The 25,527-nt window shown below is 51.1% G+C and carries 25 protein-coding genes and 2 riboswitches; of the genes, 24 read left to right on the plus strand and 1 reads right to left on the minus strand.

Features of this window, described 5'->3' with window-relative positions; genetic code table 11:
- Nucleotides 1–27: 27 nt before the first annotated feature.
- From BN1938_RS06455 to BN1938_RS06465, 3 genes are all read left to right on the plus strand, one after another.
- The gene (locus BN1938_RS06455; protein WP_025657088.1) at nt 28–666 is read left to right on the plus strand and encodes a corrinoid protein; all 639 of its coding nucleotides are present in this window, start codon (nt 28–30) and stop codon (nt 664–666) included.
- Between the two features lie 8 nt (nt 667–674).
- Nucleotides 675–858, plus strand: a riboswitch (cobalamin riboswitch).
- Nucleotides 859–1,056: 198 nt separating this feature from the next.
- On the plus strand, nt 1,057–3,237 hold the full coding sequence (locus tag BN1938_RS06460) for an ASKHA domain-containing protein (protein ID WP_050639814.1): 2,181 nt from the start codon (nt 1,057–1,059) through the stop codon (nt 3,235–3,237).
- 77 nt (nt 3,238–3,314) lie between these two features.
- Nucleotides 3,315–3,791: a superoxide dismutase family protein gene (locus BN1938_RS06465; RefSeq protein ID WP_050639815.1), complete on the plus strand. Its 477-nt coding sequence runs from the start codon at nt 3,315–3,317 to the stop codon at nt 3,789–3,791.
- Nucleotides 3,792–3,987: 196 nt separating this feature from the next.
- On the opposite strand, the gene BN1938_RS06470 is transcribed toward BN1938_RS06465, so the two are convergent.
- The gene (locus BN1938_RS06470) at nt 3,988–5,097 is read right to left on the minus strand and encodes a GGDEF domain-containing protein (RefSeq protein ID WP_050639816.1); all 1,110 of its coding nucleotides are present in this window, start codon (nt 5,095–5,097) and stop codon (nt 3,988–3,990) included.
- A 168-nt stretch (nt 5,098–5,265) separates the two neighbouring features.
- Here BN1938_RS06470 and cobK point away from each other — a divergent pair, with 168 nt between their 5' ends.
- The 21 genes from cobK to cobA all read left to right on the plus strand — a co-directional run bounded on the left by cobK (nt 5,266) and on the right by cobA (nt 25,493).
- Nucleotides 5,266–6,087, plus strand: a complete 822-nt coding sequence (cobK, locus tag BN1938_RS06475) for a precorrin-6A reductase (protein WP_050639817.1) — start codon at nt 5,266–5,268, stop codon at nt 6,085–6,087.
- Nucleotides 6,088–6,238: 151 nt separating this feature from the next.
- Nucleotides 6,239–6,766 (plus strand): cob(I)yrinic acid a,c-diamide adenosyltransferase, encoded by a 528-nt coding sequence (locus BN1938_RS06480; RefSeq protein WP_050639818.1) that lies wholly within the window; start codon nt 6,239–6,241, stop codon nt 6,764–6,766.
- A gap of 78 nt (nt 6,767–6,844) precedes the next feature.
- A riboswitch (cobalamin riboswitch) is annotated at nt 6,845–7,041 on the plus strand.
- Nucleotides 7,042–7,145: 104 nt separating this feature from the next.
- Nucleotides 7,146–7,895, plus strand: coding sequence for an energy-coupling factor ABC transporter permease (locus BN1938_RS06485; protein WP_025657094.1), 750 nt, complete (start codon nt 7,146–7,148; stop codon nt 7,893–7,895).
- A gap of 1 nt (nt 7,896) precedes the next feature.
- On the plus strand, nt 7,897–8,208 hold the full coding sequence (locus tag BN1938_RS06490; protein WP_050639819.1) for an energy-coupling factor ABC transporter substrate-binding protein: 312 nt from the start codon (nt 7,897–7,899) through the stop codon (nt 8,206–8,208).
- 21 nt (nt 8,209–8,229) lie between these two features.
- Nucleotides 8,230–9,003: a cobalt ECF transporter T component CbiQ gene (gene cbiQ, locus BN1938_RS06495; protein WP_050639820.1), complete on the plus strand. Its 774-nt coding sequence runs from the start codon at nt 8,230–8,232 to the stop codon at nt 9,001–9,003.
- Nucleotides 9,000–9,860, plus strand: a complete 861-nt coding sequence (locus BN1938_RS06500; protein ID WP_050639821.1) for an energy-coupling factor ABC transporter ATP-binding protein — start codon at nt 9,000–9,002, stop codon at nt 9,858–9,860. The genes cbiQ and BN1938_RS06500 overlap by 4 nt, the downstream gene beginning before the upstream one ends.
- Before the next feature lie 51 nt (nt 9,861–9,911).
- Nucleotides 9,912–10,694 carry a sirohydrochlorin cobaltochelatase gene (locus BN1938_RS06505; protein WP_050639822.1) on the plus strand — a complete coding sequence of 261 codons (783 nt, stop codon included), beginning with the start codon at nt 9,912–9,914 and terminating at the stop codon, nt 10,692–10,694.
- A 19-nt stretch (nt 10,695–10,713) separates the two neighbouring features.
- The gene (gene cbiD / locus BN1938_RS06510; RefSeq protein ID WP_050639823.1) at nt 10,714–11,880 is read left to right on the plus strand and encodes a cobalt-precorrin-5B (C(1))-methyltransferase CbiD; all 1,167 of its coding nucleotides are present in this window, start codon (nt 10,714–10,716) and stop codon (nt 11,878–11,880) included.
- A complete protein-coding gene (gene cobI, locus BN1938_RS06515) occupies nt 11,877–12,692 on the plus strand; it encodes a precorrin-2 C(20)-methyltransferase (RefSeq protein WP_330581546.1) in 816 nt (271 codons plus the stop codon). Before cbiD ends, cobI begins: the two co-directional genes overlap by 4 nt.
- Nucleotides 12,693–13,466 carry a precorrin-4 C(11)-methyltransferase gene (cobM, locus tag BN1938_RS06520; protein ID WP_050639824.1) on the plus strand — a complete coding sequence of 258 codons (774 nt, stop codon included), beginning with the start codon at nt 12,693–12,695 and terminating at the stop codon, nt 13,464–13,466.
- Nucleotides 13,459–14,190, plus strand: coding sequence for a precorrin-3B C(17)-methyltransferase (cobJ, locus tag BN1938_RS06525; RefSeq protein WP_050639825.1), 732 nt, complete (start codon nt 13,459–13,461; stop codon nt 14,188–14,190). Before cobM ends, cobJ begins: the two co-directional genes overlap by 8 nt.
- On the plus strand, nt 14,183–15,415 hold the full coding sequence (locus BN1938_RS06530; protein WP_050639826.1) for a bifunctional cobalt-precorrin-7 (C(5))-methyltransferase/cobalt-precorrin-6B (C(15))-methyltransferase: 1,233 nt from the start codon (nt 14,183–14,185) through the stop codon (nt 15,413–15,415). Before cobJ ends, BN1938_RS06530 begins: the two co-directional genes overlap by 8 nt.
- 49 nt (nt 15,416–15,464) lie before the next feature.
- The gene (locus BN1938_RS06535; RefSeq protein ID WP_050639827.1) at nt 15,465–16,904 is read left to right on the plus strand and encodes a cobyrinic acid a,c-diamide synthase CobB; all 1,440 of its coding nucleotides are present in this window, start codon (nt 15,465–15,467) and stop codon (nt 16,902–16,904) included.
- Between the two features lie 3 nt (nt 16,905–16,907).
- Nucleotides 16,908–17,987 carry a nicotinate-nucleotide--dimethylbenzimidazole phosphoribosyltransferase gene (gene cobT, locus BN1938_RS06540; protein WP_242843816.1) on the plus strand — a complete coding sequence of 360 codons (1,080 nt, stop codon included), beginning with the start codon at nt 16,908–16,910 and terminating at the stop codon, nt 17,985–17,987.
- A 76-nt stretch (nt 17,988–18,063) separates the two neighbouring features.
- Complete coding sequence (gene cobS, locus BN1938_RS06545; RefSeq protein WP_050639828.1) at nt 18,064–18,831, plus strand: adenosylcobinamide-GDP ribazoletransferase; 768 nt, start codon at nt 18,064–18,066, stop codon at nt 18,829–18,831.
- Nucleotides 18,822–19,421, plus strand: a complete 600-nt coding sequence (locus BN1938_RS06550; RefSeq protein ID WP_050639829.1) for a histidine phosphatase family protein — start codon at nt 18,822–18,824, stop codon at nt 19,419–19,421. The genes cobS and BN1938_RS06550 overlap by 10 nt, the downstream gene beginning before the upstream one ends.
- Complete coding sequence (gene cbiB / locus BN1938_RS06555) at nt 19,418–20,386, plus strand: adenosylcobinamide-phosphate synthase CbiB (RefSeq protein WP_050639830.1); 969 nt, start codon at nt 19,418–19,420, stop codon at nt 20,384–20,386. The genes BN1938_RS06550 and cbiB overlap by 4 nt, the downstream gene beginning before the upstream one ends.
- Before the next feature lie 92 nt (nt 20,387–20,478).
- Nucleotides 20,479–21,564, plus strand: coding sequence for a pyridoxal phosphate-dependent aminotransferase (locus tag BN1938_RS06560; RefSeq protein ID WP_050639831.1), 1,086 nt, complete (start codon nt 20,479–20,481; stop codon nt 21,562–21,564).
- Entirely contained in the window at nt 21,552–23,072 is a 1,521-nt protein-coding gene (locus tag BN1938_RS06565) for a cobyric acid synthase (RefSeq protein WP_050639832.1), read from the plus strand. The genes BN1938_RS06560 and BN1938_RS06565 overlap by 13 nt, the downstream gene beginning before the upstream one ends.
- Nucleotides 23,069–23,950, plus strand: a complete 882-nt coding sequence (gene hemC, locus BN1938_RS06570; protein ID WP_050639833.1) for a hydroxymethylbilane synthase — start codon at nt 23,069–23,071, stop codon at nt 23,948–23,950. Before BN1938_RS06565 ends, hemC begins: the two co-directional genes overlap by 4 nt.
- Before the next feature lies 1 nt (nt 23,951).
- On the plus strand, nt 23,952–25,493 hold the full coding sequence (cobA, locus tag BN1938_RS06575) for a uroporphyrinogen-III C-methyltransferase (protein WP_050639834.1): 1,542 nt from the start codon (nt 23,952–23,954) through the stop codon (nt 25,491–25,493).
- The last annotated feature ends 34 nt before the right edge of the window (nt 25,494–25,527 follow it).

Genomic DNA, 25,527 nt, shown 5'->3' on the forward strand with positions numbered 1-25,527 from the left:
GCTTAATGAATGATGGAGGTATGTAAAATGTCAAAGATTCAGGAAATTTCAGAATTCCTTCAAAAAGGAAGGGCAAAGAACGTAAAGGCACTGGTACAGGAGGCCCTGGATGAAGGGCTCGATCCAAAAGAGATTCTGAATGAAGGTCTTTTATCAGGAATGATGATCATCGGTGCAAAGTTTAAGAACAACGAAGTATTCGTACCGGAAGTTCTGGTAGCTGCAAGAGCTATGAATGCAGGTCTTACAGTCCTGGAGCCAAAACTGGTTGAGGTAGGAAATGAGCCGGTTGGAAAAGCTGTAATCGGTACAGTACAGGGAGACCTTCATGATATCGGCAAGAACCTTGTCGTAATGATGCTTAAGGGAGCTGGATTTGAGATCCATGACATCGGTGTAGATGTGGAACCGGCTGTATTTATTGACAAGGCTGAAGAAGTAGGCGCAGACGTGATCTGTATGTCAGCTCTTCTTACAACAACCATGCCGAAGATGCAGGACTGCATTGACCAGCTGAACGAAAAGGGACTTCGCGACAAGTATATCGTTATGGTCGGCGGCGCTCCGGTTAATGACAGCTTTGCAGAGCAGATTGGTGCAGACTACTATACACCAGATGCAGCAACAGCAGCAGAAGTTGCGAAAAAAGCAGTTTTGGAGAAATAAGCGCTCTTTTGGAAAAAAGTGCGGATTGTAGTGACAAAGAGCATCAAGTGAAGGAAACCGGTGTAAATCCGGTGCAGGCTTACCCCTACTGTAAACGTGGACGAAGAATAACAGCCATTGTCCGTCAGGATGAGAAGGCATTCCAAGGATGAAACGTGAGCCAGGATACTTACATATCCCTATGGACCTGTTTTGGGTGGGAAACAGGATTCCGTTTGAATTATATAAAGTGTGTCAGCAGCGAACTCTTTTTACAAGGAGTTTTTCTTTTTATACTGGAAAATGAATGAAAGACAGATATTTGTCCGTGGTTTTGGGCAAGTATGTATATGGTTGTCAAAACTGCTGGGGCAGAGCTAAGATTTCCGGCAGTTGAGAGAGGATAAGAATATGAAAATAACGGAATTTAATATAGAGATATGCAGAGAGAATGTATTTGCCCTGATAGACTGTTATGAAGACAGCGCTACCTACGAGGATGTAGTGGAAGAATATGAGGAAATGCTTCCGGAGGCATATAAAAAAATAGAACCAATCGCACTGCTGGAATTCGGTGATGTGGAGGAATTTGACCTCAGCAGGTACGGAGAGGGAATCCGCCAGGCGCTTTACTGTGTAACCTCGGTGGGCGCTCAGCTGAGCCAGTGGTCCACCCAGCTGTTCAATGAGGGGGATTATCTTGGCGGTATGCTGGCGGATGCCATTGCGGATGACTACCTTTTCCAGATGGACCATCAGCTACAGCCCTATATCATCGCTATGTGCAGGGAGAAAAAATGTGGTGTTTCCCACCGCCTGGAGGCGCCTCAGGATATTCCGATGGAGGTCCAGAAAAAGGCGCTGGAAGTGACGGGAAGAGAAAACAGTGCGGGGATTCATGTACTGGACAGCTGTATGTATGATCCGGTCAAGACGACTTGCCAGGTTTACCTGACGGCGGATCATTCGGATATGTTCCGCATTCATCATAACTGTGCGAGCTGTCCGAATGTCGGCTGCAGCCTTAGAAATGTCTCGGATTACATAATCACGCTTCATGACGGAGACGACCTTAGAGTACTGGAGGGCAGAAAGGGACATTCTCTGATGGAACTTCTCCAGGAACAGGGAATCTTCCTGCCGGCAGTCTGTGCGGGCAGGGGAACCTGCGGTAAATGCGGGATACAGGTCCTTGAGGGGGACATTGCGCCTTCAGAGCAGGACAGGAAGTTCTTCAGCGGGGAGCAGCTGCAGGAGGGATACCGCCTGGCATGCAAGGCCTATCCTGAGGATGACTGCGTGATTGCTGTCGGGCTGCATAAGGAAGAAGAATTTGCGGTTCTGGCGGATGAGGAGCAGACAGCGGGAAAAGCAGCGAAGAGCAGTGCTAAGACCGGAGGCCGGTATGGAATTGCTGTGGACATCGGAACGACGACGATCGCCATGCAGCTGATCAACATGGAGACACAGGAAGCAGAAGACGTTTTCACTACAATCAACAGGCAGAGGGCGTACGGTGCGGATGTAATCAGCAGGATTGAAGCCTCCAACGGAGGTAAAAGAGAGGCTCTGAGAAAAAGTATCCAGACTGACCTCATGCAGGGAATAGAGAGCCTGACAGAAAATGGGAAGATCCGGGTGGAGAAGATGGTGATCGGAGCCAATACGACCATGGTACACCTGCTGATGGGGTACTCTTGTGAAACGCTGGGCGTATTTCCTTTCACGCCAGTTAACATAGATACCATACATACAACGTACGGAGAACTGTTTGAGCAGGCAGACAGGGACTTTGAGGTAGTGATTTTCCCCGGAATCTCTACTTATGTGGGCGGCGATATTGTGGCGGGCCTGTATTCTCTGGATTTTGACAAGAGAGAAAAGGTGTCTGTCCTTGTGGATCTGGGAACCAATGGGGAGATGGCGATCGGCAATAAGGACAGGATATTGACGACTTCAACGGCAGCGGGCCCTGCATTCGAGGGCGGCAATATTACCTTTGGGACGGGAAGTGTGCCGGGAGCGATCTGCAAAGTTGAACTGAAGGACGGCCATGCAGTTACCGGGACGATCCAGGATGGCAAACCGGTTGGAATCTGCGGCACCGGGGTGATCGATATGGTATATGAGCTGGTAAAGGCCGAGCTTGTGGATGAGACGGGGCTTATGGAAGAAGATTATTTCGACGACGGCTTTCCGCTTGCGGTCGGCAGCGATGGTACGGAGATCTCATTTTTCCAGAAGGATGTAAGGGAAATACAGCTTGCCAAATCCGCAGTACGTGCCGGGCTTGAGACATTAATCCTGAACTTCGGTGCATCCTATGAAGATATAGAGGCTATTTATATTGCAGGCGGCTTTGGATATAAGATGGATATCGTAAAAGCCGTGGGAATCGGACTGCTTCCGGAAGAATGCCAGGATAAGATTGAGGCGGTAGGAAACAGCTGTCTGAAAGGAACCCGGACATACCTGTTAAGCAGCGACTGCACAGAGCGCGTGCAGCGTATTCTGGAGAGTTCATCGGAAGTACAGCTCTCCAATGACAAACATTTTAACGAATTTTATATGGACTATATGTATTTTGAATAGGCGCTGTGATTTTTGTTTACGCAAAGCATGAACATCCTCCGAGATGCTGCATATACTGAGCAGAGGAGGATGATGATATGGTTGAAAAATTAAACGGAATGCCGGAAGCTTCTGCAAAGATAAAAGGATCGGATAAATACCCGGAGATCCATGGAATGGTTTATTTCTATGAAGTATACGGAGGGACGATCGTGATGGCGGAGGTATACGGGCTGCCGGATGAAAATGCGCCGGATATGAGCAGATTTTTTGCCTTCCACATTCATGAGGGAAAACAATGTTCCGGGAATGCAGAGGAGCCTTTTGCAGATGCCGATGGACATTTTAATCCCGAACATACGGAACACCCGGAACATGCCGGTGATCTGCCGCCTCTGCTGTCTACACACGGTGCAGCCTGCAGTGCGGTGTATACCGGAAGATTTTACCCGGATGATGTGGTCGGCAGAACAGTAGTCATCCATATGAACCCGGATGATTTTAAGACACAGCCGTCCGGGGACAGCGGCGAAATGATTGCCTGCGGCGAGATCCATGAGTGGGTGGGGGAATGAGATAGTGAGAAGGGGGCGCTCCATGTCAGGGATGGAGGAAAGTTACCGGGGCTGAATATGCCGCTGCGATTTGTACCCGTACTACTGACTGCTTCTAAAATACCGGTGCCGGATATGTGGGTAAGGAGCACACATATCCGGCACCGGTTTTTTGAAGCAGTCAGCGTATACATACACATGAAGATCTTTACTGGGATCATTCTTTGTTCAGGTTTTGGACGATACAGTTGTTTTTTCCGGATGATTTTGCTTCGTACAGGTATTTGTCGGCAAGGGTGTATGCGGTTTGGAAGCTGATGGACTGTCCTTTGACCAGAAGTGCGCCTATACTGCAGGTAGCCTGCACTCCGTGGTTCTGCATAATCTGCTGGAGAGTGCGCTGCAAGGTGGTGCACCTCTTTTTCAGAGACTCCTTTGAATCCTGGTAGTTTGTGAGTAGTACCATGAATTCATCTCCGCCGACACGGCCGATGATATCTGAGGCGTGGAATGTTTTGTGGAGTAATTTTCCGGTCTCTTCCAGAAGACGGTCGCCGGCGGAGTGGCCGATGGTGTCATTGATCTTTTTGAAGTCGTCCAGATCCAGAAATAGCAAGGCGCAATGCACGGGGGTGTTTGTATTCAGATACTGGGAAATTGCATTTTCACAGGACTTTTTGTTTAGAATGCCGGTAAGGGAATCCAGCATGCTCAGGCGTTTGTAACGGCTGCGTATGTCGTGGTCATCGGCGCGGAGTTTCAGGATTACGTGGGCAACTGCCAGCGAAAAGATAAAGGCAACGACAGAATTAAAGATGTCATTTTCTGCCATCAGCGGATTTTTGATCTGTATAACTGCAACGGCGTAAACGATCTCGACCAGAAACATGATCGTGAACATCTGGCGGAAACGGAGGATAAACAGCGCTGGAAACGCAATATATAAAAGCGGGAGGAAAGAGCTGGGAGCATCCGGGTAAGGAAAGACATCTATAGAAATAACAAAAGCAAACAGCGTGACTTCAAAAGCCAGGCAGATGCCGGTTATCACGCGCTTGTTTCTGCGGCCTGTTTTTGCATAAACCGTAGAGATGATGAAAAAGGCCAGTGCAGCCGGAAGAAAGAGAAAATGTTGTAATGTGATTGCCCAGCCTTTAATGATAAACGGGGTTATTATATAAAATAAGACAAGGAGAAGGGCGTTGAGCAGACTGGAAATCTGAAGAAGAACCAGATTTTTTTCTGCAATTTCATTTTCCGCACTTTTAAAATAGGCTTCTTTTAGGTCTAAGTCTTTCCGAATAAATCCAATTAGATTAAAAAACATATAAAAGCTCCCTTATGTTTGTGGTTTCAATTTGTTATGTGATATATTATACTGTGAAAGAGGTTCAAACACAACCGGAATATTTCCAGAATATGTCAGTTGCTTACTTAAAATAAACTCTAATATCAGAAATAAACAGTCTGCGGAAGAGGCGGGAGGAAAAGGAATATGAAGAACGGAAGAATGAGTATTCTGCTGTTTGCGGGAACATCAGAAGGAAGAATGCTGGCTGAATTTTTAGGCACGCTGTCTGCGCCGGCCTTCGTCAGTACGGCTACAGAGTACGGAATGGAATGTGTGGAGGGAATTCAAAATATCCAGGTCACAGCGGGACGGATGGACGAAGAGGCGATCTCCGGATTTATCAGGGAGAATCAGATCAGGTTTGTGATTGATGCCACTCATCCCTTTGCGCGCCTGGCCACGGAGAATATACAAAATGCCTGTAAGAGGAGCGGCGCCGGTTATATCCGCTGTCTGCGGGACGCAAGCGGGACAGGCGGCGCCGCCGGTTCTTACCGCAATATGGTAATCGTAAATTCCGTAGCAGAAGCAGTAGAGTTTCTCAAAACACGGGAAGGCCGGATATTTATTTCCACAGGTAGCAAAGAATTAAAGCTGTACACAGCGATCGATCATTACAAAGAACGGTGCTTTGCCAGGGTTCTTTCGACAAAAGAGTCTGTGGAAGAGAGCGTGGCGCTTGGCTTCAAGGGTTCCCACCTTATCGCCATGCAGGGGCCCTTCTCAAAAGAATTAAATACCGCCATGCTGAAATACACAGGAGCAGACTATTTTGTGACTAAGGAATCAGGCAAAGCGGGGGGATTTGAGGAAAAACTGGAGGCTGCCAGAGAGACCGGGGTAACGCTTGTAGTGGTTGGAAGGCCTGCAGAATCAGGGTACAGTGTGGAAGAAATAAAGGAGTATATTCAGAATATTCTGAATACGGAGGGCAAAGGGGTCAGACCCCTCTGCAGAGGGGTCTGACCCCTTTGCCCTCCGTCCTTAAAAAATTACATAAAAAAGAGAAAAAAGTACAAACGGAAGAACGGAAAATCATATACAATGATAGATAGTGAAAATTGCATAATCAGACAATTTATGATAAAATAAAAGAGGTTTTGGATGAGGTGAGTGCATGAAAAACGGGCTGATACATATTTACTGTGGAGATGGAAAAGGGAAGACGACTGCCGCAACAGGGCTTGCTGTCAGAGCGGCCGGAAGCGGTATGAAGGTTCTTTTTTCGCGTTTTCTGAAGAATGAGGATTCCGGAGAACTAAAGATTCTGGATGCCGTGGAGGGAATTACGGTACTCCATATGGACAAATCATTTGGATTCTTCAACACGCTGTCCGACGCGGAGAAAGCAGAGGCGCAGGAGACTTATGCCCGGCTGTGGGATACAGTTTGTGAAAAGGCTTTATCCGGAGAGTATGATATGCTTGTGGTCGACGAGTTTATGGCTGCTTATCATTACGGCCTTATTGATCACGCTAAGTCGCTGGCCTTTTTGGAAAAGAAACCTAAGGAACTGGAGGTCGTCCTGACCGGACGGAATCCGGACGAAAAGTTGATCGGACTTGCGGATTATGTTTCCGAGATCCGGAAAATCAAACACCCCTTTGACCGGGAGATCCGGGCAAGACGGGGAATCGAGTATTAGGGGGAGATACCTCCGATAAAAAGCAGCCAAAAGGGGAATGTTACCCTTTCGGTATATAGTTCAGGTCTGGCATACAATTTAAAAGTAAGCTGTCCAAGTGGAGTATAGAATCTGCAGCGGACGGCCGCAGGGGAAGCAGGTGGGAATCCTGCACAATACCCGTTGCTGTATAGGTGGAATGGTATCCATGATGTCACTGTGAGAATTCTCATGGGAAGGCGGAATACCGTGTTGATGCCTGAGTCAGAAAACCCGCTTTTAAATGGATCTGAATGGTTACGGGGATATGACCGGGTGTTATGCCGCAGATCTCATACGATTTTGTGGTATACCTGGGAGGTATTTCGAGACAACATATCACAAAAAAGGAGAGAGAAACATGTCAAAAAAAGAAAAATTCTTACTCAAGGCAGCCATCGCGTTTGCGCTGATGTTTGCCGTCACACCGGCAGTGAATGCAATGCACATTATGGAGGGGTACCTTCCGGTTAAATACTGCATTGCCTGGGGCGTTATCTGTGTCCCGTTCCTGGTTGCCGGCCTGATTTCCCTGAAAAAAAGATTAAAAGAAAACAGAAAGACCATCACATTGATTGCAATGGCGGGGGCGTTTATTTTCGTGATTTCTTCCCTGAAGATTCCTTCCGTGACGGGAAGCTGTTCCCATATGACGGGCACAGGGCTGGGGGCAATCCTATTTGGTCCGGCGGCAGTCAGCGTACTGGGAATTATCGTGCTTTTGTTCCAGGCGATTCTGCTGGCACACGGCGGACTGACAACACTGGGGGCAAACACATTTTCCATGGCTATAGCGGGACCGCTTCTGTCATTTGGAATCTTTCAGCTCTGTAAAAAAATGAATGTGAACCGAAAAGTATCCGTTTTTCTGGCGGCTTTTCTGGGCGATATCTTTACATACTGTGTGACCAGCATCCAGCTTGCGCTCGCTTACCCATCCGAGGCCGGCGGTGTTGCGGCATCTGCCGTTAAATTTCTGGGTGTATTTGCACCGACCCAGCTCCCGCTGGCAGTAATCGAAGGCATCCTTACGGTTATCATCGTCATCGGCCTGGAATCTTATGCAAAACCGGAACTCAAGGCAATTGGATTTTTAAAGGAGGCAAAATAGGATGAGTAAAAATATGAAAACAGTTATTATTCTTCTGATCGCAGCTGTATTAATTGCAATTGTGCCCTTGTTTGTGAAAAAAGGCGCTGAGTTCGGCGGTTCTGATGACGCGGGGAGCGTCATGATAGAAGAGATTCAGGGGGAATACACTCCGTGGTTTACACCGGTGCTGGAGACCGCACTGGGCGGCGAACTGCCGGGTGAGGTAGAAAGCCTGATCTTTTGTATCCAAACAGGGATCGGGGTCGGCATCATCGCTTTTGTGATGGGACGATTCGTAGAAAGAAAAAAATGGCAGAAAAAGATGGAATAAGATTCCGGGAAGGAAGGCGGCATGATTGTAGTAGATAAGCTCTGTTATCGCTCCAGATTAAGATACGTAAATGCGGGTGAGAAATTTGCATTTTCCATGATAACTCTGCTGTTCTGTGTGGTCAGCCGCTCACTCATCGTTGCAGGCGTGGTGTTTGCAGTCAATACATACCTGACCGTGAAAAAAGGGCGTATAGCAGCGGGACAATACGGAAAGCTGCTGGCGGTGCCTTTTACATTCCTGATATTGAGTACACTTGCGATTATAGTCAATATCTCAAAAGTCCCACTGGATGCTTATGCAATTCCAGTGGGCAGCTTTTTTATCACAGGGAGTTATCATTCCCTTCTATTCGGGATACAGCTGATTGCGACGGCCATGGCGAGTGTGTCCTGCCTGTACTTTTTATCACTCAATACGACGATGACAGATATTCTGGACGTGCTGGCAAAACTGCATTGCCCCGAGATATTGACGGAGCTCATGCTTCTGATCTACCGGTTCATCTTTGTGCTTATGGAGACTGCTTCCGCCATGATGGTGTCACAGAAGTCCAGGCTGGGCAACAAAGATCTGCGGACCTCGGTCAGTTCCTTCGGGAAGATGGGGGCGGGCCTGCTGCTCCGTGCGTTTAAGCGATCCAATGCATTGTATGATGCGATGGAATCCAGGTGTTACGACGGCAGGATCAGAGTACTTGCGGAACATCATCCGGCCAGAAAAAAAGAGGTCGCTGCAATCGCAGTGTTTGAACTAATCCTGCTTGCACTGACAATATGGAGGAGATTCTTATGAATACAGAGGAACAGGATGTCATAATAGAGGCGAGAGATGTCCACTATGCTTATGAAGAAGGCGGCCCACACTCCCTAAACGGGGTAAACCTGAAAATAAAAAGGGGGAAGAAGGTGGCATTCATGGGTGCAAACGGCTGCGGAAAGTCCACTTTTTTTCTATGCTGCAATGGGATATATAAACCGGATAAGGGAATGGTTCTATTTGAAGGAAAGCCGGTGGATTACTCTAAAAAGGGATTGCTGGATCTTAGAAGCAGGGTCGGCATTGTCTTTCAGGATCCGGATAATCAACTGTTTTCGGCAAGCGTGTACCAGGAGATTTCCTTTGGAATCCTGAACATGGGTGTAACGGAAGAGAAAGCAAGACAGGAAGTGGACCAGGTGATTGGCCATCTTGAGATAACACCCTTCCGGGACCGTCCGGCCCATGCCCTGAGCGGAGGACAGAAAAAGCAGGTTTCCATCGCCGACATCCTGGTGATGCATCCGGAAGTCATCATACTGGACGAACCGGCGGCCGCGCTGGACGCAAAACATACAAAGATCGTTAATCAGATTGTAGATGGGCTGGCGGAAGAAGGGATTACGATCCTGATGGCTACGCACGATATTGATTACGCACTGTCCTGGGCTGATGAGATCGTGCTGATGCATGAAGGAAAAGTACTGCGCCATGCGGATCCCGTGACTGTGTGTACGGATCAGGAGGCGCTGGCCATGACCAATCAGGAAGAACCAGCCGTCTTGAAGCTGTTTGAACGGCTTCAGAAAAAAGGGATACTGGGAAGCGGACTGAAGCCGCCTGTGAATATAAGAGAACTTGAACATTATATAGAGGTCTCCTCAAGGGCATAAGAGGCGGAGAAGGCCGATACCAGAGAGAATAGGAAAGAGAGGGAGCAGGAAATGGATAAGATAACAGGTAAGAAGGCAATACTTGTCGTGAGCTTCGGGACGAGTCATCTGGACACTCTGGAGAAAAACATAACGGCAATTGAAAAGCAGGTTGGGGAGTCATTTCCGGACTACAGAATCTATCGTGCATTTACCAGCAAGATGATCAAGAATAAACTGCAGAAAAAGGAAAATATATTCGTAGCGAATGTGAAAGAAGCTATGGAACAGATGGCAGAGGACGGCATAGAGCAGGTCATTGTACAGCCGACTCATATCATCAACGGGATTGAGAATGACAGAATGCTCAGGGACGTGATGGATTACACAGACAGATTCCGCAGGATACGCGTGGGAAATCCGCTTCTTACCAGTGTGGATGACTATAAGAAATCCATTCATGCCATGATGGCGGAGGTCACCCTGGAGGAAGGCGAGGCGCTGATCCTGATGGGACACGGCACAGACCATCATGCGAATTCAGCATACCCGACCCTGGAGTATACCTTCCACTCACTGGGATATAATCAGGTGCTGGTGGGCACGGTAGAAGGCTTTCCTGATCTGAGGAACGTCATGACGAAACTGGAAATCTCCGGAATCCGAAAGGTGACGCTGATGCCGTTTATGGTAGTGGCGGGTGACCATGCGAAGAACGATATGGCAGGGGAGGATGATTCCTGGAAGGCAGAACTGGAGGACGCCGGCTATGAAGTGAAAGCACTGATCCGGGGGTTGGGCGAGATGAAGGGAATCCGCAATATCTTTATCGAACATATTGAAGCCGCTATGTAACAGAGAGAGGAGAAAGGCCATGGAAAAACAGCTGCCAAAGGGCAGGACGCAGGGAAAGACAGTATGGAAAAATCAAAAGCAGCTGCGCTCGGGATATACCACCGGCAGCTGTGCGGCTGCGGCAGCCAAAGCCGCCGCGTACATGCTCCTTTCAAAAGAAGTCATTACACAGGTATCCCTACTGACTCCGAAAGGCATCACATTGTACTTGGACATCGAGCAGATAGACATTGGCCCGGACCGGGTCCGGTGTGCCGTCCAGAAGGACAGCGGGGACGATCCGGATATTACAGACGGCATCTATATCTATGCAGAGGTGAAAAAGACTGCGGATGGGTCCCTTCGCCTGGATGGCGGAGAAGGGGTCGGAAGAGTTACAAAGAAAGGACTTCAGCAGGAGATCGGAGAGGCTGCAATTAATAGGGTTCCCAGGCAGATGATTCTGGGGGCGGTCGAGGAACAGAGAGAGAGGTTCGGCTACAGCAAAGGGCTGGAGATTGTAATCACGGTTCCCGAGGGCAGAAAACTGGCTTCGAAGACATTTAACCCCAGACTGGGGATCGAAGGAGGCATCTCGGTGCTGGGCACAAGCGGGATTGTAGAGCCGATGAGTGAAAAGGCCCTCACGGATACGATTTTTCTGGAAATGAAAGTATTGAAGGAAAACGGGCATGACTGGTGTTATGTGGTGCCAGGCAATTATGGGAGCGATTTTCTGACAGAGACTTTAAAATATGACGGCAGACTGGCCGTAAAATGCAGCAACTATATCGGCGAGACCATCGATGATGCGGTGAGCCTGGGAATGAAAGGCATTCTGCTGATCGGCCATGTGGGCAAACTGGTTAAACTGGCAGCCGGAGTCATGAACACCCATTCCCGCCAGGCGGACTGCCGGATGGAAGTGCTCGCCTCCCATGCGGCAATGGCAGGCGCCTCAGCGGCGGATGCAGAGAAAATCATGGACTGTATCACGACAACGGAAGCCCTGGATTATTTGAAAGAACGACAGTTACTGCGCCCTGTAATGGAGACGGTAATCAGACGGATTGAATATCATCTGAGGCAGCGCGCAGGTGATAAGCTGACAATCGGGGCGGTCGTATTTTCCAAAGAGGAAGGGATACTAGGGAAAACGAAAAATACAGAGGAATTATTGGAACAGATCAGAAGGGAGCAGGTATGAGCGAAGGAACAATGTATACCCAAAGGGCACCCCGTAATTCATGCCCTGCGGGCGGATCCGCAGTAAACTGCGGAATCATGTATGCAGTAGGTGTGGGACCGGGAGATCCGGAGCTGATGACGCTGAAGGCGGTGAACACCATAAAAGAATGTGAGGTCGTTGCCATTGCGGTTTCAAGCCCGGAGTTGAAGGACGCGGTATACGAGGAGGCAGGCACTGAGAGCAGAATGCCTGTTTACCTTGAAAAATGTATAGCATGGCAGATTGTCCTGCCCGTGATCCCGGAGATTGCCGGTAAAGCAAAGCTGTTCCTTCCTATGCCGATGATGAAGGAAAAGACACAGCTGAAAGAGATTCATGACAAATGCGCGGATAAGACAGAAGAAGTTCTGCGTTCGGGCAAAAATGTGGCGTTTATTACGTTGGGGGACCCCAGTGTATACTCCACCTGTCTCTATGTCCACAAGCGTTTGAAAGAACGGGGATGCAAGACCAGCCTGGTGCCCGGCATCACTTCTTTCTGCGCGGCAGCGGCCAGGATGGACTCCGGCCTCGTGGAAAACAGGGACGAATTACATATTATTCCGGCCTCCTATGGGATCGAGGAAAGCCTGGAGATGCCGGGAACCAAGGTCCTGATGAAGGCCGGAAAAAAGATGCCTTACGTAAAACAGGCAGTGAAAGAGAAGAAGCTACGGGTTCAGATGGTGGAGAACTGCGGGATGCCCGGAGAGAAGATCTACTTCCAGGCGGAGGACATTCCGGATGAGGCGAGCTATTATTCACTGATCATTTTAAAGGAGGAAAAGTAAATGATTGCATTTGTTGGGGCAGGAGCCGGAGCAGCAGATCTGATTACCGTGCGCGGACAGAAGTATCTGCAGGAGGCTGACATCATTGTATATGCAGGGTCCCTTGTAAATCCCGCATTGCTGGAGGTTAGAAAAGATGGCTGTGAGGTACATAACAGTGCGTTAATGACCCTGGAGGAAGTGCTGGACGTCATGATCCGGGGAGAGAGAAATCACAAGAGGGTGGTGCGTCTCCACACCGGAGACCCGTGTCTGTACGGCGCGATCAAAGAACAGATGGATGCACTGAAACAAGAAGGCATTGACTATGAAGTCTGCCCGGGAGTCAGTTCATTCTGCGGGGCCGCTGCAGCGCTGGAGGCAGAGTATACCCTTCCCGGGGTATCTCAGTCCGTGGTAATTACCAGAATGGCCGGCAGGACACCGGTGCCGGAGAAAGAGTCCATCAGGAGCTTCGCCGCACACCGTGCAACCATGGTCATATTCCTGAGCACGGGAATGCTTGCGGAACTGGAAAAAGAACTGCTGGCGGGGGGATATGAGAAGGATACACCGGCAGCTATTGTGTATAAGGCCACCTGGCCGGAACAGAAAGTCTGCCGCTGTACCGTGGACACTCTGGCTAAAACCGCGGAGAGCGAAGGCATTACCAAGACGGCGCTGATTGTAGTCGGGGATGTGCTGGAGGGCGGCTATGACCGATCCGAACTTTATAATCCGTCTTTTACTACGGAATTCCGGAAAGCAAGCAGAGAGGGGAAGACAAATGAGTAAGGTATATGTGGTAGGGCTGGGGCCCGGGGCGGACAGGCAGATGACACTGGAGGCAAGGGCGGCGCTGGATACATGCCAGGTCATCGTAGGCTATACGGTGTATGTGGATCTGATTAAACAGCAATATCCGGAGAAAACGTATCTGACCACTCCCATGACCCAGGAAGTAAAGCGCTGCCGGATGGCGCTGGATGAGGCGGCAGGGGGCAGAGACGTGGCGATGGTGTGCAGCGGTGACGCCGGGATCTATGGCATGGCCGGCCTGATGTACGAGACAGGAGCGGAGTATCCGGATGTGGAGATCGAGATTGTGCCGGGGATTACCGCCGCAAATGGCGGCGCCGCGGTACTGGGAGCGCCTCTGATGCACGATTTTGCAGTGATCAGCTTAAGCGACCTGCTGACGCCATGGGAAAAGATAGAGAAGAGGCTGAAGGCGGCCGCCATGGCGGACTTTGTGATCTGCCTGTATAATCCGTCCAGCCGGAAGCGTAAGGACTACCTGCAGAAGGCCTGTGACTACATGCTGGAGTATAAAAGCCCGGATACGGTCTGCGGCACCGTGCGCAATATCGGGAGAGAAGAGGAAGCCTGCAGGATCCTGACCCTTGGAGAACTGAGAGATACGGAGGTTGATATGTTTACCACCGTGTTTGTCGGAAATGAACAGACAAAAGAACTGAACGGGAAGATGGTGACTCCCAGAGGATATCGGAATGTGTAAAGAAAAACAGATCATTTATCTCACCGGAATCGGGATGGGAAACAGAAACTCCCTGACCGCACAGGCGGAACAGATATTCCGGGAATGCGACTGCATTATCGGGGCTCAGCGGATGACTAACGCCCTGCAGTCATTTGGAAAGCCCGTATTTCACTCTTATAAACCGAAGGAAATCCACGATTTTCTGAAAGCACACGGAGAATACAGGAAGGCGGCGGTGGCGCTTTCCGGAGATCCCGGCTTCTACAGCGGGGCCAGAAAGCTGAAAGAAGAGCTTGCGGATTATCCGGTTTATACGATACCGGGAGTATCTTCTGCGGTGTATCTGGCGGCAAGACTGGGGATTTCCTGGGAAGACGCTGCTCTTGTGAGCATACACGGAAGAAAACAGAACTTCATTTATGAGATCGCAAAACACGAGAAGACATTTCTGCTGTTCGGAGGAATCGAATGCGCCCGTGAGATTTGTGAGAAGATACGTGATTATGGCCTGGGTGAGACCGAATTTTACATAGGAAAACATCTCTCCTATGAAGAGGAGGAGATTCTCCATAAAAGGGGCAAGGAGCTGAAACCGCAGGATCTTGACGGTCTTGCCGCCGCGTATGTACTGAACCCCAGTCCGGATAAGCGGGTCTGCCTGCATCTGGAAGATGAAGAGTATATCCGCGGCAGGGTGCCTATGACAAAATCGGAAATCCGGGCGGTCAGCCTCGCAAAACTTGCGCTTACGGAGGATGCCGTGCTCTATGACGTAGGCGCTGGAACCGGGTCAGTCAGCATGGAAGCAGCCTGCCAGTCGGGAAGCATCCGGGTGTATGCCATCGAGAAAAATCCGGAGGGCGTAGAACTCATCGGCCAAAACCGCAGGAAGTTCTGCTGTGACCAGGTGCAGATCGTGGAAGGAACGGCGCCGGAGGCAATCGAGACGCTGGAGCCGCCGACCCATGTATTTATCGGAGGCAGCTCCGGTAATCTAAAAGATATCTTAAGACGAGTACTGGAGAAGAACCCTGATGTACGGATCGTGCTGAATGCCATCTCTCTGGAGACGGTAAAAGAGGCCATGGAAGCGCTGGAGGAGGGGCTCCTGCCCGATGCGGAGATCGTGCAGCTGACCGCAGCCAAATCCAGGAAACTGGGTGCTTACCATATGATGACGGGACAGAATCCCGTATACATTATTTCTGCCGGAAAACGTAACTGTTTACGGCTCCGTGAATAGTAACCGGATAACGGCAGTACGGACAGGAACTGAGAGGAGAAGAGCAGGTATGCAGATTCCAAGTTTTATGATAGCCGCTGCTTCCAGCGGGAGCGGTAAGACCGTGATTTCCTGCGGACTGATGGCGGCTCTGAAACAGAAGGGGATGAAGGTGGCCGCATGCAAATGCGGACCGGATTATATTGACCCCATGTTCCACCGGGAAGTTCTGGGGATTGAATCCGAGAACCTGGATTTATTTTTCTGCGAGCCGCAGGTCATGCGGGCCTTATTTCATGAGCATGCGGAACAGGCAGACATAACGGTTATAGAAGGGGTCATGGGATATTATGACGGAATGGCGCTGGACAGTGAAAGAGGCAGTTCCTACGATGTGGCGCGGACCCTGAAGGCGCCGGTAATTCTCGTTGTCCAGTGCAAGGGCATGGCGCTTTCTGTTCTTCCTGTCATTCAGGGGATCCTTGGATTCCGCAAGGACAGCAATATCAGCGGGATCCTGTTAAACCGTGTATCCGGGATGCTCTATCCGAAGATGAAACGGATGATCGAAACCGGCCTGGCACAGGCGGGGTATCCGATCCCTGTGATAGGCTATGTGCCGGAGAATCCGGTGTTTGGGCTGGAGAGCAGGCATCTGGGCCTGGTGACGCCGCAGGAAATCGGAGAGATCAGAGAGCGCCTGGAAGAGGCCGGAAGGATCCTGTCAGAGACCGTGGAACTGGATTGCCTGCTGAAGATCGCTGCACAGTTTTCGGGGGGAATGCCGGAGGTCTGGTACAGTGATAAAAAGGCGTTTTATGCCGCAGGCACAAAAGCCGCGCGGGCGAAGCAAACAGGAGGGAAAGAACCTGCTGCCGGTGCTACGGTCAGGATTGCGGTTGCCAGAGATGAAGCCTTTTGCTTTTACTATAAAGACAATCTGGAATTTCTGGAAAAGGCGGGCTGTGAGCTGGTTCAGTTCAGCCCCTTAAGAGACCGCTCTCTTCCGGATGACATCCAGGGCCTTATCCTGGGAGGCGGCTATCCCGAGCTGTATACAGAGCAGCTGGAAAAGAATGCGCCCATGCGCAGTTCGGTAAAACAGGCGCTTGCAGACGGCCTCCCCTGCCTTGCAGAGTGCGGCGGCTTTCTGTATCTGCATGAAGAGATGGAGGACGATAAAGGCATTGTACGCCGAATGGCGGGAGTGATACCAGGAAAAGCATTCCGGACAAAGCGCCTGGTACGCTTTGGCTATATAGAATTGGAAGCCATGAAAGCGGGGCCATATCTGGAAAAAGGGGAAAAGGTAAGAGGACATGAGTTTCATTATTGGGACAGTACAGACAATGGAACAGACTGCCTTGCCGTCAAGACCGATCGTAAAAGAAAGTGGGAATGCATTCACATGGAAGGCAGCCTGTTCGCAGGATTTCCCCATATCCACTTTTATTCAAACCAGGCATTTGCCGGCCGTTTTATAGAAGAATGTAAAAAAAGGAGACCTTGAGAAATGACTGCAGAAAAAGAAGATATGACATTGGAAAGACTGAGGGTACAGATCGAGCCGGCCGATGAAGCCAGCGCTGAGGCTGCCCGGAGGCGGTGGATGTCCGTGGCAAAGCCCCTGTTCAGCCTGGGGAAGCTGGAGGATGCTGTCATTCGGATTGCGGGGATGAAAAGAAGCGCCCAATATGAACTGAAAAAGAGGGGCCTGGTTATCATGTGTGCGGACAACGGCGTTGTGGCGGAGGGGGTCACACAGACGGGTCAGGAAGTCACAGCAATCGTTGCGGATAATTTTACGAAAAAAGCGGCAAGCGTCGCAATCATGAGTGAGGTCGCGGGCGCGGATCTGTTTCCGGTGGATATCGGGATGGTGACAGATGTTCCTTCCGTTACGAGGGCGGACAGAAAAGTGGCCTGCGGCACGAAAAATCTGGCAAAGGAACCGGCCATGAGCCGGGAGGAAGCCTGGCAGGCCGTGGTGACAGGGATCCGGATTGCGGGAGAACTCAAAGAGCAGGGATATGACATTCTGGCCACCGGTGAAATGGGAATCGGCAATACGACGACAAGCAGCGCTGTGGCAGCAGTCCTTCTGGACAGGCCGGTGGAAGAGGTGACTGGCAAAGGTGCCGGGCTGACAAGTGAAGGCCTGGAACGCAAAATCAGTGTGATCAAAGAGGCAATCCGCAGACACAGGCCGGACAGGGACGATGCCCTGGATGTGATGGCAAAAGTCGGAGGCCTGGATATTGCCGGGCTTGCCGGAGTCTATCTGGGCGGCGCGCTTTATCATATTCCGGTTGTTGTCGATGGCTTTATCTCTGCAGTTGCAGCGCTGTGCGCAGCCAGGCTCGTGCCGGCATCGCTGGATTATATGATGCCCTCCCACGTATCCAAGGAACCGGCGGGACAGATGCTGCTGGATGCGCTTGGGCTGGCGCCATTTCTGACCTGCGACATGTGCCTTGGGGAAGGAAGCGGCGCGGTGGCGGTATTTCCGCTCCTGGAGATGGGGCTGCAGGTATATCTCCAGATGAGCACCTTTGAAGAAACAAATATTGAGAAATACGAAATACTAAAATAAAGTAAATCCGGAGACACACGCTAAGACAGGGCAGTGATGTTACCGGGAGTAATCTGAGAAAGAAAAGAGGAACCTTATGTATCTGCTGAAATCCTGTGCGATTGCATTTTCTATGTATTCTAAAATTCCTATGCCGCGGGTGGACTGGAATGAAAAAAATATGAAGTATGCGATGTGTTTTTTCCCGGTAGTCGGGGCCGTGCTTGGCGTTCTGGAAGTCATAGTGGGCGGACTTCTGCTGGACTTCGCCACAGGTAAGTTTCTGCTTGCGGCGGCAATGACGCTGCTGCCCGTGCTGGTGACCGGAGGCATCCACATGGACGGCTTTATGGACACCATGGATGCGCTCAGTTCCTACGGTGACCGGGAGAAAAAGCTGGCTATTCTGAAAGACTCTAATTCCGGGGCGTTTGCGATTCTCGGCATGTGCTGCTATTTTCTGTGGAATGCCGCGGTATGGAGTGAAGTGACCAAAGATATGCTGCCGGTGATCGCATGCGGATACGTGATTTCCCGCTCCATGAGCGGATTTTCTGTCGTAACTTTTCCGGCGGCGCGCAACAGCGGGCTGGCGAGGACATTCCAGGACGGGGCCCAGAAAAAGATCGTGCGTGCAGTGACAAGCCTGTGTTTTCTTGCCGCAGGTGCGCTGATGCTGGTCCAAAGCCCTGTGCTGGGAGCAGCAGCTCTGGCGGCAGCGGTATTGGTATTTCTATACTATAGGCATACATGTAAAAAACAATTCGGGGGCATAACCGGAGATCTGGCGGGGTACTTCCTGCAGCTCTGTGAACTGGCCATGCTTACCGTGATTGTTCTGGCAGGAGGGATTGGATGGAGATAATCATGATCCGGCATTTTCAGACACCGGGAAATATTGAGAAAAGATATATAGGAAGAACTGATGAGCCGCTGGCAGACCTGAAGGGAAGGGAGCAGCTTATCCGAGAAAGGCAGGACTTCTGCCGGGATGCGGAGCAGGTAATCATAAGCCCCATGAAAAGATGTATCCAGACGGCAGCCTGCATATTTCCGGATAAAACTCCTGTTCTTTCTGAGAAAATGCGGGAATGTGACTTTGGTCTTTTTGAAATGAAACGCTATGAAGAATTGAAAGAGATTCCGGCTTACCAGGAATGGCTGGAATCAAACGGGACCATAGCTTTCCCAGAGGGTGAGGATCCGGAGCTGTTCAAACAGCGCTGCGTGGAGGGATTTTGCGAATGCGTGGACCGTCTGATCTCGGAAGGTGTGAAAAAGGCGGCCATGGTAGTACACGGCGGCACGATTATGGCGGTGCTGTCCCGCATTGATGAAGAAAAAAGAGAGTTCTATCACTGGCAGCCGGAAAACGGCGGAGGATACCGGGTGGTGCTGGATGAAGAAGCCTGGCGTCAAGGCAGCAGAGTAAGCGGGGAGATTGAGAAGTTATGATGTCACTGATCGCCTGTGGGACAGGATTTATATTAGATTTTATATGCGGCGATCCGGTGTGGCTTTATCACCCGGTGAGGCTGATCGGGGCCTTGATTGCATGGCTGGAAAAAAAGGCGAGGGCCCTGTGCGGGAGGGATGAAAAGAAACTGCTCCGGGCAGGAACCGTGCTCTGTATCCTTGTGATTGCGGTATCGGTTGCGATACCCTGTATCTTCTTGTATGCCGCAGGGAGGATCCATCCGGCGCTGCGGTTCGTACTGGAGAGTTTCTGGTGCTATCAGCTTCTGGCGGCGAAATCCTTAAAGCAGGAGAGCCGGAAGGTATACGATGAGATCAAAAAAGGAGACCTTCCGGGAGCACGCAAAGCCGTGTCCATGATTGTAGGAAGAGATACGGATCAGCTGGATGAGGCGGGCGTGGTTAAGGCAGCAGTGGAGACCGTAGCTGAGAATACTTCTGACGGAGTGACGGCCCCTTTGATCTTCATGATGATTGGCGGTGCGCCCCTTGGATTTTTCTATAAAGCGGTTAATACGATGGACTCCATGATCGGTTATAAAGATGAAAAATATCTGTATCTGGGAAGGACTGCCGCAAAGCTGGATGATGTGCTGAACTTTATCCCGGCAAGGCTGTCCGCCTGGCTGATGACGGCGGCCGCATATCTGCTGGGGATGGACGGAAAGAATGCCTGGAGAATCTACCGGAGGGACCGGATGAACCATGCCAGCCCGAATTCCGCCCAGACAGAAGCCGTTTGTGCCGGGGCGCTCCGGATACAGCTGGCGGGGGATGCATGCTATTTTGGAAAGCTGTATAAGAAAAAATACATTGGGGATGCGCTCAGGCCCGTGGAGGCGGAGGATATTGTGAGAGCATGCAGACTGCTCTATGGGACGGCGGTTCTTACATTTCTTCTGGCAGGCGCAGTAAAGATTCTGCTGCTCTTGTTCTGGTTCTAAACCATAGAAGAGGCCATCCCATAACACAGGCCCTAGCGCGTGTCTGCAATTTTGTTTCGAATATGGCATATAACGAAAATAAGGAGGTTCCCATGGACTACATACATGGCGGAGATATTTACACATACAGAGGAATGACCGATTTTTCCGCAAATATCAACCCCTTTGGGCCCAGTACCGCGGTGAAGGAGGCGGCATGCCGGGCGATGGACTCGGTCGGGGCTTATCCGGACAGCAGGTGCCGTGCCCTCAGGGAGGCGCTGGCAAAACAGCTGGACGTGTCCGGGGAGAGGCTGGTATTCGGGAATGGGGCTGCGGATCTGATCTTCTCACTCGTTTCCGCCGAAAGGCCGAAACAGGCCGTGCTGACAGCGCCTTCTTTTGCGGAATATGCGCAGGCGCTTGCAGCGTCGGGCTGCGGGATCAGATATTATTATCTCAGGGAGGAAGAGAGTTTCCGGCTTGGAGAGGAATATCTTGATATGCTGACAGAGGATGTGGATCTGATTTTTCTCTGCGCACCGGATAATCCTACAGGCAATATGATAGAGCCGGATCTGATGGAGAAGATTGCAGAAAAATGTGAAAGGCTGGGAATCCGGATGGTACTGGATGAATGCTTTTACGAATTTCTGGAAAATCAGGAACTGGTTTTCGCTCCCGAAAAAGTACGGAAGTACCGCAAGCTCTTTCTGCTCCGCGCATTTACAAAGATGCATGCCATGCCGGGGCTGCGTCTGGGATACGGAATCTGTTCGGATGAGGAACTGCTGGAAAAACTGGAACGGGTGAGACAGCCATGGAGCGTGTCGGCTCCGGCACAGGCGGCGGGAATTGCGGCCCTGAAAGAGGAAGAACGGGTAAAAACTACCAGGGCTTTTGTGAGTGAGGAACGGAAAATGATGGAAAAAGAATTTGAAAGAATAGGAGTCAGGTATTTTCCGTCCTCAGCAAATTATATGCTTCTGAAAAGCAGTTATGACTTATTTACACTGCTGAAAGAAAAAATGATATTGATCAGAGACTGCAGCAATTACGAAGGACTGAAAAAGGGATATTACAGGGTGGCCGTGAAAGGCAGGGAGGAGAACCGCCTGCTGATCCGCGCACTGGAAGAGATCTGCGGGCGGAAAGAAATACAGAGTGCAGAAAGGATGGGAGAACAGTGGCAAAGGTAATTATGATCCAGGGAACAATGTCTAATGCAGGAAAAAGCATACTGGTGGGAGGGCTTTGCAGAGTCTTTCGGCAGGACGGGTACAAAACAGCCCCTTTTAAATCACAGAATATGGCGCTGAACTCCTATATCACAAAGGAAGGCCTGGAGATGGGCAGAGCACAGGTCATGCAGGCGGAAGCTGCGGGGATAGAGCCCTGCGTGGAGATGAACCCGATTCTTCTGAAACCGACCAATGACACGGGCTCCCAGGTGATTGTAAACGGCGAGGTAACCGGTGTGATGTCTGCGGCAGAGTACTACCGTCATAAAAAAGAGTATATTCCGGCTATTTTGGAGGCATATCACAAGCTGGAGAAACAATATGATATCATTGTGATCGAAGGCGCGGGAAGCCCGGCGGAGATCAACCTGAAGGACGATGATATCGTAAACATGGGGATGGCAAAGCTGGTGGATGCTCCGGTGCTGCTTGTAGGGGATATTGACAGGGGCGGTGTGTTTGCACAGATCGTGGGAACACTGGAGCTTCTGGATCAGGAGGAGCGGGACCGGATTAAAGGCACCGTGATCAATAAGTTCCGGGGGGACAAGGAAATCCTGCGCCCCGGCCTGGATATGCTGGAGGAAAGAACAAAGGTGCCGGTGCAGGGGGTGATTCCCTATTTTTACCTGGACATTGACGATGAGGACAGTCTGACGGAACGGTTTGATAAAAAGGGAACCGTGGGGATACTGGATATCGCGGTGATCCGTACTCCCCGTATCTCGAATTTTACGGATTTCCTGGCGCTGGAATGCATAGAGGGCGTTTCGGTGAGGTACGTAACCTCTGCGGGAGAATTCGGCAGCCCGGATGCCGTGATCGTGCCGGGCAGCAAGAATACTATCGAAGATCTGCTGTGGATGCGCCAGAACGGGCTGGAGGCTAAAGTGATCCGCCATGGAGCGTCGGGCAAACTGGTCTTCGGCATCTGCGGCGGCTACCAGATGCTCGGGGAAGAAATCGTGGATCCGCAGGGCATGGAACATCAGGGATCTGTAAAGGGGATGGGGCTGCTTCCCGTGAAAACAGTATTTGAGCCGCAGAAGACAAGAACCAGGGTCAGCGGGCAGTTCCGGAATCTGAGCGGTGTTCTGGAGGAGCTAAACGGAGTGGAAATCGAGGGATATGAAATTCACATGGGAACTACACATTTTATAGGAGATGAGAAGCCGGTTCTTACGCTGGAAGACGACGTACAGGGAAAAGCGGTTAAGCTGGACGGTGCGGCTTCCGGGAGCGTGTGCGGCTGTTATGTGCACGGGGTTTTTGACCGGCCGGAGGCGGCCGGAGCGGTTGCGGCTGTGCTTCTGAAGCAGAAGGGTCTGGACGCCGGGGCCGTTAAAGCGGTGGATCTTGCAGTTTACAAGGAAGAACAATATGATAAGCTGGCGGATATTATCCGGGAAAATATGGATATGAAGGCAATTTATGAGATCTTGGAGAAAGGAAACCATACATCATGAGCTCTGTCATTCGGATAGGAAGCCGGGAGAGCCGGCTGGCCGTCATTCAGGCGGAAATAGTGAAAGAACTGATACAGAAGAACCATCCTGAGATACAGGTCGAACTGGTTACGATGAAGACGACGGGTGATAAAATCCTGGACAAAAGCCTGGAACTGATCGGCGGCAAGGGATTATTTGTGAAGGAACTGGATAAAGCACTCTTAGAGGGAAGCATTGATATTTCCGTGCACAGCCTGAAGGATATGCCCATGGAGATACCAGAGGAGCTGCCTATTGCCGCATACAGCAGACGGGAAGATCCAAGAGATGCGCTGATCTGCAGGCCGGGATGCGGCGGGGTTCCCGAAAACGGCGTTATTGGGACTTCCAGCAGACGGCGCAGCCTGCAGCTTGGGAAACTGTATCCGGGATGTACGTTCCGCGGGATCAGGGGAAATGTCCAGACCCGCCTGCGCAAGCTGGAGGAAGAGGGCTATGACGGAACGATCCTGGCAGCGGCAGGGCTGAGCCGTCTGAACATGGAGCATGTCATCGGACGGATCTTCAGCACAGAAGAGATGGTTCCTGCAGCCGGCCAGGGGATACTGGCCGTCCAGGGCAGAAAAGGGGAAGACCATTCCTTCCTGGATTGTGTGGAGAGCGCAAAGAGCAGGTCCGAGGCTCTTGCGGAACGTGAATTTGTAGCAGCTCTGGACGGCGGCTGCACTTCACCGGTCGCGGCGCACGCGGAGGCAAATGGCAGCGAACTGAAACTGACCGGTCTGTATTACCGCGAAGAGGATGATACTTACTGGACAGAGACAAGAATCGGCAATACGGCGGATGCCAGGCAGCTTGGCGCAGCTTTGGCGGAAGACATGAGACGGAGGGATTGAGATGGAAAAGAGCGGAAAAGTCTGGCTGGCAGGCGCCGGCCCGGGGGATGCGGGACTTCTGACCGTAAAGACGAAACAGCTGCTGGAAGAGGCGGATGTTATCGTATATGATGCGCTGATCAGCGCAGAGATTCTGAGCCAGATTCCGGATGAAAAGGAACTGATCCATGTGGGAAAGCGGTCCGGACACCACCTGGTTCCCCAGGAGGGGATCAATGAGATTCTGCTGGAGGAGGCCCGGAAAGGAAAAAAAGTGCTGCGGCTGAAAGGCGGAGACCCGTTTATATTCGGGCGGGGCGGTGAGGAACTGGAGCTGCTGAAAGAAAACGGGATTCCTTTTGAAGTAGTCCCCGGCGTAACTTCTGCGGCAGCAGTACCTGCCTATGCGGGAATCCCGATTACCCACAGAGATTATACCTCCTCCTTCCATGTGATTACAGGACATCCGAGAAAGGACGGAACCAGCAGAATTGACTATCCTTCCCTCGTGGGGCTTGGGGGGACACTCGTATTCCTGATGGGGATTGCTTCCATGGAGACCATCTTAAAAGGGCTTATGGACGCGGGGATGAACGAAAATATGCCTGCGGCTGTACTGGAAAAGGGAACACTCGCTGCCCAGCGGCGGGTAGTCTCCACTGTGTCAGGGCTGCCAAAAGCAGCAAAAGAAGCCGGCATCGGTACCCCGGCCATTATTCTGGTGGGGGAGGTCTGCGCTCTGGCAGATACGTTCCACTGGGCGGAAGACCGGGTGCTGGGGGGCAGACAAATCCTCATCACAAGGCCCCGGCAGAACAGCTCCAGGCTGGCGGCAAGGCTGCGCGGACTGGGAGCCCAGGTGATAGAACTGCCCGCGATTGTGACGGAGGCGCTTTCCCCCAATCCGGTTCTGAAGGAGGCGCTGGAAAGATTCGGAACCCGTGCCAAAGAAGAATGGCTTGTGTTTACAAGCCCCATCGGGGTAGAGGTCTTTTTCGAACAGCTGGCTGAGATGAAAACAGATCTGCGCCGGCTGTTTGGCAGGCCGGCAGTGATTAAGCTTGCTGCGATTGGAAGCGCCACCGAAAAGGCGCTTCAGGAATATGGCCTGTTCCCGGATCTGGTGCCGGAGGTCTACTGTGCCGCCAGTCTGGGGAAGGCGCTGGCAGAAGCGGCAGAACCGGGAAGCTGTGTAACCATAGTCCGGGCTAAGATTGGTTCCGAGGAACTGCTTCCGCCGTTAAGGGAGGCAGGGCTTAAGGCAGAAGATATCGCGCTTTATGAGACGGTTTATAAGACGCACAGCCATATCCGGGAGAAAATCACCGGCCTCTTTGAAGAGGGGGGGATTGATGCAGTTACATTCACAAGCGCGTCCACGGTCCGCGGTTTTGTAAATGCCATGGAGCTTAAGGACTACAGCAGTATACTGGCAGTCTGTATCGGAGAACAGACCGCAGCCGAGGCAGCAAAATATCACATGCAGATCCGGGTTTCCGAGAAGGCGTCCATAGACAGCCTGACCGATCTGCTGATAGAAGAATTGGCTTCAAAAGAGTTGTAAACCCGGAAGCACAGTACGAAAGGAGGAAGTTCTA

Origin of the sequence: Eubacterium sp. SB2 (genome assembly GCF_001244405.1) — a bacterium.
In the GTDB taxonomy this organism is placed as follows: domain Bacteria; phylum Bacillota; class Clostridia; order Lachnospirales; family Lachnospiraceae; genus Faecalicatena; species Faecalicatena contortus_B.

Coding starts and splice junctions, on each gene's coding strand:
- BN1938_RS06455 (WP_025657088.1), top strand. CDS start 28: ATGTCAAAGATTCAGGAAATTTCAGAATTCCTTCAAAAAGGAAGGGCA.
- BN1938_RS06460 (WP_050639814.1), top strand. CDS start 1,057: ATGAAAATAACGGAATTTAATATAGAGATATGCAGAGAGAATGTATTT.
- BN1938_RS06465 (WP_050639815.1), top strand. CDS start 3,315: ATGGTTGAAAAATTAAACGGAATGCCGGAAGCTTCTGCAAAGATAAAA.
- BN1938_RS06470 (WP_050639816.1), bottom strand. CDS start 5,097: ATGTTTTTTAATCTAATTGGATTTATTCGGAAAGACTTAGACCTAAAA.
- cobK (WP_050639817.1), top strand. CDS start 5,266: ATGAAGAACGGAAGAATGAGTATTCTGCTGTTTGCGGGAACATCAGAA.
- BN1938_RS06480 (WP_050639818.1), top strand. CDS start 6,239: ATGAAAAACGGGCTGATACATATTTACTGTGGAGATGGAAAAGGGAAG.
- BN1938_RS06485 (WP_025657094.1), top strand. CDS start 7,146: ATGTCAAAAAAAGAAAAATTCTTACTCAAGGCAGCCATCGCGTTTGCG.
- BN1938_RS06490 (WP_050639819.1), top strand. CDS start 7,897: ATGAGTAAAAATATGAAAACAGTTATTATTCTTCTGATCGCAGCTGTA.
- cbiQ (WP_050639820.1), top strand. CDS start 8,230: ATGATTGTAGTAGATAAGCTCTGTTATCGCTCCAGATTAAGATACGTA.
- BN1938_RS06500 (WP_050639821.1), top strand. CDS start 9,000: ATGAATACAGAGGAACAGGATGTCATAATAGAGGCGAGAGATGTCCAC.
- BN1938_RS06505 (WP_050639822.1), top strand. CDS start 9,912: ATGGATAAGATAACAGGTAAGAAGGCAATACTTGTCGTGAGCTTCGGG.
- cbiD (WP_050639823.1), top strand. CDS start 10,714: ATGGAAAAACAGCTGCCAAAGGGCAGGACGCAGGGAAAGACAGTATGG.
- cobI (WP_330581546.1), top strand. CDS start 11,877: ATGAGCGAAGGAACAATGTATACCCAAAGGGCACCCCGTAATTCATGC.
- cobM (WP_050639824.1), top strand. CDS start 12,693: ATGATTGCATTTGTTGGGGCAGGAGCCGGAGCAGCAGATCTGATTACC.
- cobJ (WP_050639825.1), top strand. CDS start 13,459: ATGAGTAAGGTATATGTGGTAGGGCTGGGGCCCGGGGCGGACAGGCAG.
- BN1938_RS06530 (WP_050639826.1), top strand. CDS start 14,183: ATGTGTAAAGAAAAACAGATCATTTATCTCACCGGAATCGGGATGGGA.
- BN1938_RS06535 (WP_050639827.1), top strand. CDS start 15,465: ATGCAGATTCCAAGTTTTATGATAGCCGCTGCTTCCAGCGGGAGCGGT.
- cobT (WP_242843816.1), top strand. CDS start 16,908: ATGACTGCAGAAAAAGAAGATATGACATTGGAAAGACTGAGGGTACAG.
- cobS (WP_050639828.1), top strand. CDS start 18,064: ATGTATCTGCTGAAATCCTGTGCGATTGCATTTTCTATGTATTCTAAA.
- BN1938_RS06550 (WP_050639829.1), top strand. CDS start 18,822: ATGGAGATAATCATGATCCGGCATTTTCAGACACCGGGAAATATTGAG.
- cbiB (WP_050639830.1), top strand. CDS start 19,418: ATGATGTCACTGATCGCCTGTGGGACAGGATTTATATTAGATTTTATA.
- BN1938_RS06560 (WP_050639831.1), top strand. CDS start 20,479: ATGGACTACATACATGGCGGAGATATTTACACATACAGAGGAATGACC.
- hemC (WP_050639833.1), top strand. CDS start 23,069: ATGAGCTCTGTCATTCGGATAGGAAGCCGGGAGAGCCGGCTGGCCGTC.
- cobA (WP_050639834.1), top strand. CDS start 23,952: ATGGAAAAGAGCGGAAAAGTCTGGCTGGCAGGCGCCGGCCCGGGGGAT.